Origin of the sequence: Novosphingobium mississippiense (assembly GCF_044029535.1) — a bacterium.
Classification (GTDB): domain Bacteria; phylum Pseudomonadota; class Alphaproteobacteria; order Sphingomonadales; family Sphingomonadaceae; genus Novosphingobium.
This window is the reverse complement of the sequence record NZ_CP147001.1, coordinates 1709907-1724284: the sequence shown is the minus strand read 5'-3', so window position 1 is coordinate 1724284 and position 14378 is coordinate 1709907. Positions and strand designations below refer to the sequence as shown.

16 protein-coding genes are annotated in these 14378 nt (G+C 65.5%); 7 read left to right on the top strand and 9 right to left on the bottom strand.

Features of this window, described 5'->3' with window-relative positions:
• The first annotated feature begins 9 nt into the window (after nucleotides 1–9).
• From gcvH to WBP06_RS08095, 4 genes are all read left to right on the top strand, one after another.
• Complete coding sequence (gene gcvH / locus WBP06_RS08110; protein WP_395333628.1) at nucleotides 10–381, top strand: glycine cleavage system protein GcvH; 372 nt, start codon at nucleotides 10–12, stop codon at nucleotides 379–381.
• 171 nt (nucleotides 382–552) lie between these two features.
• Entirely contained in the window at nucleotides 553–1911 is a 1359-nt protein-coding gene (gene gcvPA / locus WBP06_RS08105) for an aminomethyl-transferring glycine dehydrogenase subunit GcvPA (protein WP_395333626.1), read from the top strand.
• Nucleotides 1908–3524, top strand: a complete 1617-nt coding sequence (gcvPB, locus tag WBP06_RS08100) for an aminomethyl-transferring glycine dehydrogenase subunit GcvPB (protein WP_395333624.1) — start codon at nucleotides 1908–1910, stop codon at nucleotides 3522–3524. Before gcvPA ends, gcvPB begins: the two co-directional genes overlap by 4 nt.
• Nucleotides 3525–3528: 4 nt before the next feature.
• The gene (locus WBP06_RS08095; RefSeq protein WP_395333622.1) at nucleotides 3529–4050 is read left to right on the top strand and encodes a DUF1453 domain-containing protein; all 522 of its coding nucleotides are present in this window, start codon (nucleotides 3529–3531) and stop codon (nucleotides 4048–4050) included.
• A 45-nt stretch (nucleotides 4051–4095) separates the two neighbouring features.
• On the opposite strand, the gene WBP06_RS08090 is transcribed toward WBP06_RS08095, so the two are convergent.
• From WBP06_RS08090 to WBP06_RS08080, 3 genes are all read right to left on the bottom strand, one after another.
• Nucleotides 4096–4320 carry a hypothetical protein gene (locus WBP06_RS08090; protein WP_395333620.1) on the bottom strand — a complete coding sequence of 75 codons (225 nt, stop codon included), beginning with the start codon at nucleotides 4318–4320 and terminating at the stop codon, nucleotides 4096–4098.
• A 27-nt stretch (nucleotides 4321–4347) separates the two neighbouring features.
• Nucleotides 4348–4482, bottom strand: coding sequence for an entericidin A/B family lipoprotein (locus tag WBP06_RS08085; protein WP_395333618.1), 135 nt, complete (start codon nucleotides 4480–4482; stop codon nucleotides 4348–4350).
• Between the two features lie 86 nt (nucleotides 4483–4568).
• Nucleotides 4569–5498 (bottom strand): DMT family transporter, encoded by a 930-nt coding sequence (locus WBP06_RS08080; RefSeq protein WP_395333616.1) that lies wholly within the window; start codon nucleotides 5496–5498, stop codon nucleotides 4569–4571.
• A 101-nt stretch (nucleotides 5499–5599) separates the two neighbouring features.
• On the opposite strand from WBP06_RS08080, the gene WBP06_RS08075 reads away from it, so the two are divergent.
• Complete coding sequence (locus WBP06_RS08075; RefSeq protein ID WP_395333614.1) at nucleotides 5600–5806, top strand: hypothetical protein; 207 nt, start codon at nucleotides 5600–5602, stop codon at nucleotides 5804–5806.
• 13 nt (nucleotides 5807–5819) lie between these two features.
• On the opposite strand, the gene WBP06_RS08070 is transcribed toward WBP06_RS08075, so the two are convergent.
• Nucleotides 5820–6764 (bottom strand): LysR family transcriptional regulator ArgP, encoded by a 945-nt coding sequence (locus tag WBP06_RS08070; RefSeq protein WP_395333612.1) that lies wholly within the window; start codon nucleotides 6762–6764, stop codon nucleotides 5820–5822.
• Nucleotides 6765–6891: 127 nt separating this feature from the next.
• Here WBP06_RS08070 and WBP06_RS08065 point away from each other — a divergent pair, with 127 nt between their 5' ends.
• Nucleotides 6892–7512, top strand: coding sequence for a LysE/ArgO family amino acid transporter (locus WBP06_RS08065; protein ID WP_395333610.1), 621 nt, complete (start codon nucleotides 6892–6894; stop codon nucleotides 7510–7512).
• Between the two features lie 565 nt (nucleotides 7513–8077).
• Here the strand turns inward: WBP06_RS08065 and WBP06_RS08060 are convergent.
• Entirely contained in the window at nucleotides 8078–9607 is a 1530-nt protein-coding gene (locus WBP06_RS08060) for a CpaF family protein (RefSeq protein WP_395333608.1), read from the bottom strand.
• Between the two features lie 123 nt (nucleotides 9608–9730).
• Between WBP06_RS08060 and WBP06_RS08055 the strand changes: the two genes are divergently transcribed.
• Entirely contained in the window at nucleotides 9731–10009 is a 279-nt protein-coding gene (locus tag WBP06_RS08055; RefSeq protein ID WP_395333606.1) for an HNH endonuclease, read from the top strand.
• An 11-nt stretch (nucleotides 10010–10020) separates the two neighbouring features.
• On the opposite strand, the gene WBP06_RS08050 is transcribed toward WBP06_RS08055, so the two are convergent.
• The 4 genes from WBP06_RS08050 to WBP06_RS08035 all read right to left on the bottom strand — a co-directional run bounded on the left by WBP06_RS08050 (nucleotide 10021) and on the right by WBP06_RS08035 (nucleotide 14313).
• Nucleotides 10021–11562, bottom strand: coding sequence for a hypothetical protein (locus WBP06_RS08050; protein WP_395333604.1), 1542 nt, complete (start codon nucleotides 11560–11562; stop codon nucleotides 10021–10023).
• A gap of 123 nt (nucleotides 11563–11685) precedes the next feature.
• Nucleotides 11686–11943 carry an ATP synthase F1 subunit epsilon gene (locus tag WBP06_RS08045; RefSeq protein WP_395333602.1) on the bottom strand — a complete coding sequence of 86 codons (258 nt, stop codon included), beginning with the start codon at nucleotides 11941–11943 and terminating at the stop codon, nucleotides 11686–11688.
• A 6-nt stretch (nucleotides 11944–11949) separates the two neighbouring features.
• Entirely contained in the window at nucleotides 11950–13407 is a 1458-nt protein-coding gene (gene atpD / locus WBP06_RS08040) for a F0F1 ATP synthase subunit beta (RefSeq protein ID WP_142633317.1), read from the bottom strand.
• Between the two features lie 24 nt (nucleotides 13408–13431).
• Nucleotides 13432–14313 carry a F0F1 ATP synthase subunit gamma gene (locus WBP06_RS08035; RefSeq protein WP_395333599.1) on the bottom strand — a complete coding sequence of 294 codons (882 nt, stop codon included), beginning with the start codon at nucleotides 14311–14313 and terminating at the stop codon, nucleotides 13432–13434.
• Nucleotides 14314–14378: the final 65 nt, after the last annotated feature.

Genomic DNA, 14378 nt, shown 5'->3' with positions numbered 1-14378 from the left:
AATTCTCCCATGACCCGTTATTTCTCGCAGGAACACGAGTGGATCGAAATCGAGGGTGACCTCGGCACCGTGGGCATTACCGATTACGCACAGGGCCAGCTGGGCGACATCACCTTCGTCGATCTGCCCGCCGAAGGCGCGACCTTCGACAAGGGTGACTCGGTTGCCGTGGTCGATTCGGTGAAGGCTGCTTCGGACGTCTATACCCCGGTTTCGGGCATCATCGCCGAAGCCAACGAAGTTCTGGCCGACCAGCCTGAACTGGTGAACACCGATGCCGAAGTCGGCGGCTGGCTGTTCCGCATCACCCTGTCGGACGCTTCCGAACTGGAAGCGCTGATGGATGAGGCGGCCTACAAGGAATATGTCGAAAGCCTCTGACGTCCAGTCCTCCCCGAAACGGGGAGGGGGACCGTCCGCAGGACGGTGGAGGGGACTCGCCTCCAGGCGTGACAGTCGCGCTAGGCCGCGAATCCCCTCCGTCAGCCTTTTCAGGTCCCCATTCCCTCTGGCACCTCTCCGTGCCGGGAGGACAATGAAGCAGGAAACCCCATGCGCTACCTTCCCCTGACTCCGGCCGACCGTGCCGAGATGCTCGGCGTCATCGGCGCCGCCAGCGTTGACGATCTCTTCGTCGACGTTCCCGCCGAAGCCCGCCTGTCCGGCCCGATCGAAGGCCTGCCTGCCCACGCCAGCGAAATGGCAGTGGAGCGGCACATGTCCGCTCTGGCGGCCAAGAACCTTTCGGCCGGCACCGCACCGTTCTTCATCGGCGCGGGCGCCTATCGCCATCACGTTCCGGCCTCGGTCGATCACCTGATCCAGCGCGGCGAGTTCCTGACCGCCTACACGCCCTACCAGCCGGAAATCGCGCAGGGCACGCTGCAGGTGCTGTTCGAGTTCCAGACGCAGGTGGCGCGCCTGTTCGGGACCGACATCGCCAACGCATCGATGTACGACGGTTCGACCGCGTGCTGGGAAGCCATCCTGATGGCCAGCCGCGTCACCCGCAAGACGCGCGCCGTGCTGTCGAGCGGTCTGCACCCGCACTACGCCGAAGTGGTGCGCACGATGGCCAAGTTCACCGAGGACGATATCGTCTCGCTGAAGCCCGAACTGGTGGCTGAAGCTGATGACGCTGCCGTGATCGCCCAGATCGACGACAAGACCTCCTGCGTCGTCGTCCAGTATCCGGACGTGATGGGCCGCATTCCGGACCTCGCCGCGATTGCCGATGCCGCGCACGCCAAGGGCGCGCTGCTGGTGGTCGTCGTCACCGAGCCGGTCGCGCTTGGCATGATCGAAGCGCCGGGTGCGCTGGGTGCCGATATCGTCGTGGGCGAAGGCCAGTCGATCGGCGTCGGCCTGCAGTTCGGCGGCCCGTACCTGGGCCTGTTCGGCTGCCGCGAGAAGTTCGTGCGCCAGATGCCGGGCCGTCTCTGCGGCCAGACCGTGGACGCCGAAGGCAAGCGCGGCTTCGTCCTGACGCTCTCCACGCGCGAACAGCACATCCGCCGCGAGAAGGCGACCAGCAACATCTGCACCAACTCCGGCCTCTGCGCGCTGGCTTTCAGCATTCACCTGACCCTGCTGGGCGGTGAAGGCTTGGCCCAGCTTGCTGCCGTGAACCACGACAAGGCGCAGACCCTGATCGAACGTCTGGCCAAGGTGCCGGGCGTGACGGTGCTGAACGAGGCCTACTTCAACGAGGCGACGATCGTGCTGACGCGCGACGCCCGCGAAGTGGTCCGTGACCTCGCCGATCGCAAGGTGCTGGGCGGCGTTTCGCTCGGCCGCCTGTTCCCGGAGAACAGCGATCTGCACAAGGGCCTGCTGGTAACGGCGACCGAGACCGTGACCGACGAGGATATCGAAGTGTTTGCCCGTGAACTTGAAGGAGTGCTGGCATGAACGCGGTAAACGCAAGCGGCTGGCGCCCCAGCATGGGTGAGACCGGTGAGGGCACGGAGTCTAAGGGGTCTTTTGGCAAGACCGCCTCGGGCGACTATGGCCTGATGCTGGAAGAAGCGCTCAGCTTCGAACTCGGCTCGTCCGAGAAGTGCGGCGTCGATCTCGACAAGCCCAGCCGTCCGGCGGCGGCCGGCCTGTCGAAGTTCCTGCGCAAGTCGGCTCCGGCGCTGCCGGGCCTGACCGAGCCGGAAACCGTGCGCCACTACACCCGCCTGTCGCGCCAGAACTATGCGATCGACCTCGGGCCGTTCCCGCTCGGTTCGTGCACGATGAAGCACAATCCGCGCCTGAACGAGAAGATGGCCCGCCTGCCGGGCTTTGCCGACGTTCACCCGCTCCAGCCGCAGAAGACGGTCGAGGGCGCGCTGGAAGTGATCGAGCAACTGGCCGACTGGCTGATCACGCTGACCGGCATGGCCTCGGTGGCGATGAGCCCCAAGGCCGGCGCGCATGGCGAACTGTGCGGCTTGCTCTGCATCCGCGCCGCGCTCGACGCGCGTGGCGAAAAGCGCGATGTCGTGCTGGTGCCTGAGAGCGCCCACGGCACCAACCCGGCAACCGCCGCTTTCGCGGGCTTCAAGGTGCAGTCGATCCCGGCGACCCCCGAAGGCCGCGTCGATGTAGAGGCGCTGAAGGCCAAGCTGGGCCCGAACGTGGCGGGCGTGATGATCACCAACCCGAACACTTGCGGCCTGTTCGAGCCGGAGATGAAGGCGATCGGCGACGCGGTCCATGCAGCGGGCGGCTACGTCTATTGCGACGGCGCGAACTTCAACGCCATCGTCGGCAAGGTTCGCCCCGGTGACCTTGGCGTCGATGCCATGCACATCAACCTGCACAAGACCTTCTCCACCCCGCATGGCGGTGGCGGTCCCGGTGCCGGCCCGGTCGTGCTGTCCGAAGCACTGGCGCCTTTTGCGCCGTTGCCCTTCGTCAGCCGCGGTGAAGACGGCCGCGTCCACCTCGTCGAAGAGGAAAACGCCGGTGAGGGCCATGCGCAGGCATTCGGTCGCATGGTCGCCTTCCACGGCCAGATGGGCATGTTCACCCGCGCGCTGACCTACATCCTCAGCCACGGCGCGGACGGTCTGCGCCAGGTGGCCGAGGACGCGGTGCTCAACGCCAACTACGTCCTGCGTTCGTGCGAGGATCTGCTGCCGGCTCCGTTCGCCAAGAGCGGCCCGTGCATGCATGAGGCGCTGTTCAGCGATGCCGGTCTGGCCGAGGGCTTCTCCACGCTGGACATCGCCAAGGGCCTGATCGACGAGGGCTTCCACCCGATGACGGTCTACTTCCCGCTGGTGGTGAAGGGCGCGATGCTGGTCGAGCCGACCGAGACGGAAAGCAAGGCCGGCCTCGATCGCTTCATCGGTTCGCTGCGCAGCCTTGCCCAGCGCGCCAAGGATGGCGACCAAAGCCTCCACAGCGCACCGCACTTCGCACCGCGCCGCCGTCTTGACGAAACGCTCGCGGCGCGCAAACCAGTGCTCGTGTGGCAGGGTACGCCGGGTGAGCCGGCGACGCCCTCGCTGAGCGAGTTCGGGGGTAGCTGAGGTTATGGGGGGATCCGGTAACGGTACGGCGGCATGGTTGCCGCTGGTGATTTTCGGTGCGGTGATGCTCTGGCGTTTCCGCAATCTGGAAAAGGCCCGCCCGCTCCGGCTCCCCCTCCTCTGGATATCGCCGCTGATCGTGTCGGCGATCGTCTGCCTGGCGCTGAGCGTGATGATGCCCAGCGCCTTGGGTTGGGCCAGCCTTGCCGCCGGCTTCATGATCGGCGGCGCCATTGGCGTGCAGCGATCGCGCCTGATGCGTCTTCACGTAGAAGGTGAGGGCGACGATGCACGGGTGATGGTGCGTCAGTCGCCGCTGGCGCTGCTGCTGATCGCCGGCGTTTTCGTCGTGCGCCGCCTCATCCTGCCCGGCGGCATGGGCATGGATGCCAGCCATCACGCCGCCACGGCCTTGCTGGTGACCGACGCCATGCTCGGCCTGGTGCTGGGAATGGTGCTGTTGAGCCGCTTCGTGCTCTGGCAGCGCGCGCGGGCGATGGTTGCCGCGCATATCACCGATAGCTGAGATCGAAGGTTGGGGGCCTGCCGACGGATCGGCAGGCCATGACCCTCACATCGCGCGGTCGACAGAGTTCGCCGCGGATTCGAGGTCCTGTCCCACACCGCGCACGGTGTTGCAGGCCGCCACGCCGAGCATGGGGCCCGCGCTCACGGCAACCAGGACAAGCTTCCTGATCATCTTTTCGCCATCCTTCTGATCCGGCGCCCCGATTGGCGTCGGATCGCCGATCGCTAGGCGATCAAGCGCGACGACGAAAGAGGGAAGCGCGCGCATTCCGGCGCTGCGCGCGCCCGTTTCAGCTTACTTGTGGATGGCGTCTTCGCCAGCCTGACCCACCGACTGAACGTCCTTGCCCGCACCCTTGACCGTATTGCAGGCCGATGCCGAGACCACGATGCCGCCAACCACAAGGGCGAGTACGAGTTTCTTGACCATTTCCGGTTCCTTTCGAGCGACCACCGGCATGGCAAAGCCGGTATCCGCAAGAGGCAACGCCCGATGGGCTGGGCGGTTCCCTATGCTCAGCGGGGTTGCGGCACAGCCTCTTCACCCGCGATCTCTTCCGTTGCCCTTTCGTCGAGGGCGGAGGTGGGCGAGATGCGCCGGGCCAGATAGTGTTCGCGCCAGGTGATGATGAGGCCGGCGGCAATGATCAGCGGTGCGCCCAGCCAGATCGAGGCAGGCGGCATCGCGCCGAACACCGTACGTTCGTAAAGCGTCGCCCAGATCAGCGCGCTGTAGTCCATGACGACCACGGTGGCGACCGCGCCGAACCGCAGCGCCGCCGTCACCAGCAATTGCGCCAGCGTTCCCGCCAGCCCCACGGCCATCAGCAGGAGCCAGACGTGTGGTTCATGCGCCTGCCCATAGAACGGCAGCAGCACGCTGGCGAACAGCGCGCCGAAGAACGAGAACCAGAACACGCAGGTGATCGGTTGCTCGGTACGGCCAAGGTCGCGGATTTGGAAGCTGACGATCGCCACGATCACCCCCGCGCCCAGTCCGGCGGCAAGGCCCGCCAGCGGAATGTCCTGCTGGCCGGGCCGGGTGATCAGGACCACGCCCAGAAAACCCAGGGTTACCGCCGTCCAGCGCCACGGCCCAACATGGTCGCGCATGACCAGCGCCGTGATCAGCACCGCGAACAGCGGCGCGGTGAAGCCCAGCGTCGTCCCCACCGGCAGGGGCAGCAGCATGGCGGCGGTGACGTTGCAGACAAGGCCGACGGTGCCCGTCGTCGCCCGCATTGCGTGGCTGCGCAGGCGTTTCGTTCGCAACAGGCCCAGCCGGCCCGTGGCCAGCAGCCAGCCGCCCATCAGCGGCACCGCCATCGCCTGCCGCCAGAACACCATCTCCGGCGCGGAAACGCCCTCGCGCCCCGCCAGCCGGATCAGCATGAACATGGTGGAGAGCATGACCATCGCCAGCAGCCGCAGCCCGATGGCGAGCATGGGCCGGTCCGGCCTGCGCGATGGTGCCGTGGGGGATTGTTGCGTGGAAGCGTTCACGCGCCGGGCTTTATCTTCCCGCCGCAAGGAGGCAAGGGCGTGGCATGATCGATTCCGACTTCATCATGGCCGTGGCCGGCGGCATCTGCCTGTTTCTGGCGGCTGTGGCATGGGCAGGCGATCGCCGGCGCATGAAGCGGGTGGACCTCGATCGCGTGGGCTTCATGCCGTGGACCGGGGTGTTCTTCATCGCGCTGATGGGCGCGGTGCTGCTGCTGGGCATTTCCGCGAAGGACTGGTTCGCGCGGTAGAGCGGCCGGGATGTCACGCGCCGCGCGGAACCAGCGCGGCACCGGCCACCTTGCGCACTGCATCGGTCAACGATCGCAGCGACCCGGCCTGAAGCCGCGTGACCGTCCAGTAGAGGCGCACCACCAGCGGCTCGCACGGCGGCAGTTCCTGCAGGGTTCCGGCGGCAATGCAGGGCAGTGCCAGCGGTTCCGGATGCAGGCCCCAGGCCAGCCCTTTTTCGGTGAAATCGAGGAAGCCCTGGGTCGAGGGCACCCAGTGCGTCGGCGCCGACAGCTTCACGCCGTGAAAATCCGCCGCCCAGCGCGTCTGCACCGCGTCGCGCCGGTCGAAACGCAGGCAGGGCGCTTTCGCAAGGCTGCGCTGGTCGACGCCATCGGCGAAATAGCGGGCGATGAATTCGGGCGAGGCGCAGGCGCGATAGCGCAGCGACCCCAGCTCGATCGTGCTGCAACCCTGGATCGGCTCCGGGTCGGAAGTGATCACGGCGGAGACTTCGCCAGAGCGTAGCCGGTCCGCCGTGTGCGCCTCGTCATCGACGATCAGGTCCAGCAGCGTCCCGGTGGCCTGCACGAATTGCGCGGCGGCCTCGGGAAACCAGGTGGCCAGACTGTCGGAATTGACCGCAATCTTCAGGATCAGCGGCGCTTCGCCTTTGCCGAATTGGGGTTTCAGGTGCGGCGCCAGATCCGCCTCCAGCAGCCGCACCTGATCGAAATGGGCGCAGAGCGCACGGCCCACGTCGGTCGGCTCGCAGGGCTGCGCGCGGACGATCAGCACGGTGCCCAGCCGCTCCTCCAGCCCGCGCACGCGCTGCGATACGGCGGAGGGCGTGATGCCAAGCGCGTCGGCCGCCCGTTCGAAAGAGCCTTCGCGAACGACGGCGGAAACGGCCGCCAGGGCAGGATAGTCCAGCATGATGAAGTAATGCTTCATCAACCTTAGGCGATCAAGTTTCATTCATGATCCGCCTTGCGATAAATGGCGTGGCCATGAACGCTCTTCTGCTCCCCTCCTGCCTGACGCTGGCCGTGGTCATCGGCCTGCTTCTCTCGCTCTGGATCGGCCTGCGAACGGGCCTGCGCCGATGACCAGCGTCGCCTATCCGTTCCTTTCCGGCTTCGCCTTGATGGCGGCGCTGATCGTCGCCATCGGCGCACAGAACCTGTTCGTGCTGCGGCAGGGGTTGCGGCGGGAGCATGTCGGGCCGGTCGTGCTGTTCTGCGCCGGTGCCGATGCCACGCTGATCGCGGCGGGCGTTGCGGGGATGGGCGCGGTGCTGGGCGCATTGCCGGGTTTGACCACGATGCTCACGCTGGGCGGCGCCATGTTTCTGGCGTGGTACGGGATCCAGGCGCTGCGCCGCATGGCGGTGCCGGGCATGGTCGAAGTCGCCGCCGGGCAGGGCATCTCGCTGGGGCGAGCGCTAGCCGCGACGGCGGGTTTCACCTTCCTCAATCCGCATGTCTATCTCGATACGCTGCTGCTGATGGGCGCGGCCGGCTCCGCACAGCCGCTGGCGCTGCGGCCGTTCTTCGTGGCCGGCGCCGCCAGCGCCAGCTTCGCATGGTTCGCCGCGCTGGGATATGGTGCGCGTCTGCTGATCCCGCTGTTCGCGCGCCCGGCGGCGTGGCGCGTGCTGGATGCGGTGGTGGGGGTGACGATTCTGACGCTGGCTGCCTCGCTGGTGGCGCGGGCACTGACGTAAACGCGCGCCTTTCCTACAGGCGGCGATTCTGGCCTAACCTTGCGGATGAAGCGCCGCACGACCCGCCGCAAAGCCCGCCATGTTCGGGTTCCCGCTTTCTCGCCCGTGCCGATGCGCCGCCGCATCGATGGCTGGACGCCCATGCGTCAGGCCGCGTTTCTTGGCGCGTTGGCGGAAACCGGTTCGATCGTGGCGGCTGCAAGGCGGGTGGGAATGACGCGTGAGACGGCGTATCGCCTGCGTCGTCGCCCAGGGGCGGGCAGTTTCGCCAAGGCATGGGACCGCGCGGCGTCACAAGGTGACAGGTCCGCACAAGGTGACGGATCTGGAAAGTGGAAGGTCACAGCGGAAGAGCGGGCGCAGCGTGCGCTGTTCGGCCTGCTGAAGGTGCGGATGTATCGCGGCCGCCATGTCGCAACCGAGCGAAAGGCGGACAATTCCGCGCTTCTCGGCTATCTCGCCCAGCTTGACCGGTTCGCGCGGGCAGGGGGGGCGACGGCACAAGGTTACACCGTTTCGCACCCGGTTCGGTGTCAACCGGGTGCGCGCGGTGAGATGCCGGGCTTTACAGGCAGGCTTCGAGGAAGGCCTGGTCGAACCCGAACTGGCGGGCCTTTTCCAAAGTGTAGGGGCGAAGGCCGGACGGGCGGAACTCGCCGATGATCTTGCCGTCGTCCGTCTCGTCCAGATACTCGAACTTGAACAGTTCCTGGGTGACGATCACGTCGCCTTCCATGCCGATCACTTCGGTGATGTTGGTGGTGCGGCGCGAACCGTCGCGCAGGCGCTTAACCTGCACGATGATGTCCACCGACTCGGCGATCTGGCGGCTGATGGCTTCCTTGGGGATCTTGATGTCGCCCATCAGGATCATGTTCTCCATACGGCCCAGGCATTCGCGCGGACTGTTGGCGTGAAGCGTGCACATGGAACCGTCGTGGCCGGTGTTCATGGCGGCGAGCAGATCGAAGCACTCGGCGCCGCGGATTTCGCCCAGGATAATGCGGTCAGGGCGCATACGCAGGGCGTTCTTGACGAGATCGCCGATGGTGATCGCGCCTTGCCCTTCAAGGTTCGGCGGGCGGGTTTCCAGCGGCAGCCAGTGCGGCTGCTGCAGGCGAAGTTCGGCCGCGTCTTCGATGGTCAGCACGCGCTCGCCCGGGTCGATCATCTTCGACAGGGCGTTCAACATCGTCGTCTTGCCCGAACCGGTACCGCCGGAGATCACGATGTTCATGCGGCAGGCGCCGGCGATCTTCAGGGCGGTGGCCATCTTCTCGCTCATCGAACCGAAGTCCTTGAGCATGTCGATGGTGATCGGCTTCTCGGAGAACTTACGGATCGAGATCGCGGTGCCGCGCAGCGACAGCGGCGGAACGATCACGTTGACGCGGCTGCCGTCCTTCAAACGGGCGTCGGCCAGCGGCGTGGTCTGGTCGACACGGCGGCCGACCTGGTTGACGATGCGCTGGGCGATCTGGAACAGGTGCTGTTCGTCGCGAAACTTGGTGGGGGCCAGCTGCAGCTTGCCCTTCTTTTCGATGTAGGTCTGGTTCGGGCCGTTGACCATGATGTCCGACACGTCGGGATCGTTCAGCAGCTCTTCCAGCGGGCCGAATCCCAGCAGTTCGTCGATCAGCACCTTCTCCAGCGCGAACTGTTCGCGGCGGTTGAAGGTGATCTTCAGTTCGGCCAGCACCTCGATGATGATCGGGCGGAATTCTTCCGAAAGCTCGTCCTTCGTCAGCGTGGCCGCCGCCTCGGGATCCACGCGTTCCAGCAGGCGGGGAAGCACCTGTTCCTTGATCTTGTGGATCGACGCTTCGAAGCTGCTCTGCTCCGATTCGCCGGAATGGACCGCATTGGCGCGGTCCGACAGGCGGGACATCGCATCGTCGCGCCCGTTCTGCGGGGCCGGCGCGGGCGCGTCCATGCCGGGAACGGGCGGGAACTGGTCGCCGCCGGGCAGGGGGCTATTGCCGGGAACCGGCGGTTTCTCACCGACGCCGCTCTTCAGCGGCTTGGCCACGCCGAACGCAGGACGCGCGCCCTGGCCCATCCCGCCCATGCCGTTACGTCGCCCGAATGCCGTCATGCTTCCATAAACCTTTCCAGCGCTCCGGCTGCGCGGGCCAAGCCGGCAACCTGTGCGAATATGCAGAGGATTAAGGTTGAAACTTTGATAACTTCCTAATGGGTCGGGGCGATTGGGAGGAGTATGAGAGAGGATGTGCGGATCTGCTGGCTATGCGGGCGGCCGCTTGGCGCGCGGACAGAGTGGCATCATCCGGTGCCCAAAAGCCGGGGAGGGCGGGAAACGGTGGCGCTCCATCCGATCTGCCATCGCACCATCCATGCCACGTTCTCGAATGCGCAACTGGCCCGTATGGAACCCCGCGCCGAAGCCTTGCTCGAATCGGAGGCAATGCGGCGCTTCGTGGCCTGGGTTGCGGGAAAGCCGCCGGAATTCCACGCGCCGACGGTGCGGCGGCGATGACTTCCGGCAGGCTAGCGCGCGCAATCGCTGTAGACCCACTGGACTTGCGGGCCGAGGTGATCGTTCAGCTCGAACCGGCGTACCTTGCGGCAATGGCTGACATAGTCCTGCAGCATGGCAAGGGTGGTCCGGTTGCGATCCAGGATGGCCAGCGGGTTCTGCACGACGACGGCCTCGGGTCTCCAGTCGAGGATCCGTCGCAGTTCCGTTTGCGGGTCGTGGCCGGTCGCCATGCTTTCGGACAGTTCGTAGTAGTGCGGGGCGAAGAGGATGGGGCTGGGCGGCCGGCTGTGCAGGCGGCTGTAAAGCGCGGTGGGCACGCCCCAGACGAAGATGCGGTGCGCGGGGCTTTGTGTGCGGACGTAGCTTTCGAAACGGGCGGTTTCGTCGCGAGTGGAGGACCGGAGCAATTGCTGTGGTGTTCCGCCGAGGACCAGCGCCGTGGCTATCGTCAGCATACCGGCGATCGGGCCAATTTGCGGGCGGGCGAAGAATGGTGCGGCAAGAATGCACAAGGGGGCTAGCAAGGGCAGGGCATAGTGCAGGAACACCGCGGGAAAGATGACGACGGCGACGATCGAAGCTGCAGCCCACAGCAGGATGAAGGTGAAAATGGTTTCGGACTCGGGGCGATCCTGCTTGCGAAGGGCCAAAGTCCGGATGCCCAGCACGGCGAACGCCAGCAGCGGTGCTAGTCGACCGCCTAGCACCATCAGATACCAGATACGTTCGGCAGGCGAGTAGTAAGTGCGGTCAAGATTGGAGGAGACCAATGCTTGCCACATCGCGGCGAAGTGGCCCTTGGTGGCAAACCAGCCGAAAGTTGCCAGCATCGGTGCCGCAACGGCCAACGCCAGCAAAGTGAGGTAGGCGAGGGCGCGCGGCTTGCCGCACGGGGATCGCCAAAGCACAATGGCGAGGAATAGGCCAAGGAAGGCCGCTTCGATCGCGACGGATTGCTTGAAGGTGATGGCGATGCCGACAACAAACATGCCGGCGAATACAATAGTGCCTACCCGCCCCTCGCGCAGGTCCTGCATGTGTGCCGCAATCGCCCATACCGCGGCGGCGACCAGTAGGTTGTAGATGACCGGGGCCTGCCCGTTCTCCCCGCCGAACTGGTTAAGCAGCGCGCAATAGCAGAGCCCGGCGAGTAGAGCCGGGCCGGGCTTGGTGAGGAGGGAGGCTATGCGGGTCGTTGCATAGCCGGCCGTCGCGGCGCAGGCAGTTGCAGCAAGTTGATAGCCCAGCGGCGAGGAGGAGATCGCCGCCAGCGCCGCGTAAAACAGGTAGAGCCCGGGGCCCTTGCGATCCCAGATGTCGACGTAAAGCATATCGCCGGCGAGCAGGCGGCGGCCGACCAGATCGTAGAACTGGTCGTCGATGTCGTAGTTCCACAGTCCGAAGGTGGGCGAACGGATCAGCAGTGCGAAGGCCAGAAGGATCAGGAACTGCCCCAGCCGATCACTGGCGGCGCGCGACAGCCAGCGGCCAATGGCACTCTGCGGATGCGTGAAGGGCGCCGTGCCGAGAGTTGGATTATCGGTTGTCACATGCATCCCTTCGCGTTCTTGCGGGGGATCATAGTCAAGAAGTGGTTACCAAAGCCCCAAAGGCAAAGGGCGCCGCCGGTTTCCCGGCGACGCCCTTCAAGCCTTGTCAGGCTGTGTCGAAGATCAGCCCTCGACGTGCTCGGCGAGCACGGTCAGGCCCTTTTCGCCCACTTCGGCGAAACCGCCGGTGATGCGGATCTCTTCCGGCATGGCGCCTTCGGCCTTGTAGACCTTGAGCGCGCCATCAGCGACAGTCGACATGAAAGGCGCGTGGCCCTCCAGCACGCCGAACTCGCCTTCGGTGCCGGGGACGACCACCATGTGGACGTTTTCCGAGCGGACGAGCTTGGCCGGCGTGACGAGTTCGAAGTGCAGAGCCATAGTCGATTACGCCTCTTCGGCCAGCTTCTTGGCCTTGGCGACCACTTCTTCGATGCCGCCGACCATGTAGAAGGCTGCTTCGGGAAGGTGATCGTATTCGCCTTCGACGACGGCCTTGAACGACTTCACGGTGTCTTCGAGCTGGACGAACTTGCCCGAGATGCCGGTGAAGACTTCCGCGACGTGGAACGGCTGCGACAGGAACTTCTGGATCTTGCGGGCGCGGGCGACGGTGAGCTTATCTTCTTCCGAAAGCTCGTCCATGCCCAGGATCGCGATGATGTCCTGAAGCGACTTGTACTTCTGCAGCGTTTCCTGAACCTTGCGGGCGGTCTCGTAGTGCTCGGCGCCGACGACGCGGGGCTCAAGAACGCGCGAGGTCGAGTCGAGCGGGTCGACGGCCGGGTAGATGCCCAGTTCCGAGATGGCGCGGTTCAGCGTGGTCGTCGCGTCCAGGTGCGCGAACGATGCAGCCGGTGCCGGGTCGGTAAGGTCGTCCGCGGGGACGTAGATCGCCTGGACCGAGGTGATCGAACCCTTGGTGGTCGAGGTGATGCGTTCCTGCAGCGCGCCCATGTCGGTCGACAGGGTCGGCTGATAGCCCACGGCCGAAGGAATACGGCCGAGCAGAGCCGACACTTCCGCGCCCGCCTGGGTGAAGCGGAAGATGTTGTCGACGAAGAACAGAACGTCCTGGCCTTCCTGGTCGCGGAAGTACTCTGCCATGGTCAGGCCCGAGAGAGCGACGCGAGCGCGGGCGCCCGGCGGTTCGTTCATCTGGCCGAACACGAGAGCAACCTTCGAACCGTCCGAGGTGGCGTTGCCTTCGGCGTCCTTGGCGATAACACCGGCGTCGAGGAACTCGTGGTAAAGGTCGTTACCTTCGCGGGTGCGTTCACCGACGCCCGCGAAGACCGACACGCCGCCGTGGCCCTTGGCGATGTTGTTGATCAGTTCCTGGATGAGAACCGTCTTGCCCACGCCGGCGCCGCCGAACAGGCCAATCTTGCCGCCCTTGGCGTAGGGGGCGAGAAGGTCGATGACCTTGATGCCGGTGACCAGGATCGCCGCTTCGGTCGACTGGTCGACGAATTCGGGAGCCTTGGCGTGGATCGGGGCGAACATGTCCGAACCGACGGGACCACGCTCGTCGATCGGATCGCCGACGACGTTCATGATGCGGCCGAGGGTCTTCGGGCCGACGGGGACCGAGATCTGCTTGCCGGTGTTGGCGACGGGCTGACCACGGGTCAGGCCATCGGTGCCGTCCATAGCGATGGTGCGGACGGTGTTCTCACCAAGGTGCTGCGCGACTTCGAGGACCAGCTTCTGGCCGTTGTTCTCGGTTTCGAGCGCGGTGAGGATCGCCGGCAGTTCGCCTTCGAAGGTGACGTCGACGACGGCGCCGATGATCTGGCTGATCTTGCCAGTGGCGGTCTGGTTTAGCACGGGTGCGGTGGCCATTTTGGTTTCCTTGCCTGCGGTGACTTACAGCGCTTCCGCGCCAGCAATGATTTCGATGAGTTCGGTGGTGATCGCGGCCTGACGGCTGCGGTTGTACTGGATCGTCAGCTTCTGGATCAGGTCGCCGGCATTGCGCGTGGCGTTGTCCATCGCAGTCATCGACGCGCCCTGTTCCGAAGCCGCGTTCTCGAGCAGCGCACCGAAGATCTGCGTGCGCAGGTAGCGCGGCAGCAGCGCGGCGAGGATTTCTTCCTCCTCCGGCTCGTATTCGGTTACCGCATCCGCACCGGCGGTCGCGACAGCGGCCTTGGGGGCGGGAACGGGGATGATCTGCTGATCGGTCGGTTCCTGAAGCAACGCCGAGCGGAACTTCGAGTAGAACAGGTGTGCCACGTCGAACTTGCCGGCCTCGTACATGGCGACCAGTTCGTTGGCGACGCGTTCGGCTTCGTTGAAGCCGGGGTCACGGACGTCGGTGGTGTCGAACATGTGCGCGATCTGCTTCGGGAATTCGCGGCGCAGCGGCGCGCGACCCTTGCGGCCGACCAGGTAGAACAGGACGGTCTTGCCCTGTGCTTCCAGTTCGCGCGCCTTGATGCGCGCGGCCTTGACGATGTTCGAGTTGAACGCGCCGCACAGACCCTTATCCGAGTTCGCGACGACGAGCAGGTGCACCTTGTCGCTGCCGGTGCCGGCGAGCAGCTTGGGGCTGTTCTCGCTGACCGTGATCTTGCTGGCGAGCGAGCCCATCACCTCGGCGAGACGCGCGGCGTAGGGACGCGCGGATTCTGCAGCGGCCTGCGCCTTGCGCAGCTTGGCCGCGGCGACCATCTGCTTGGCCTTGGTGATCTTCTGGGTCGACTTGACCGAGTTGATGCGGCCTTTGAGTTCCTTGAGCGAAGCCACTCGTTTCTCTCCGTTTTCCGCTCCGGTGCCCTTGCGGGCAGCCGAAGCGGAGGATCAGGTCAATC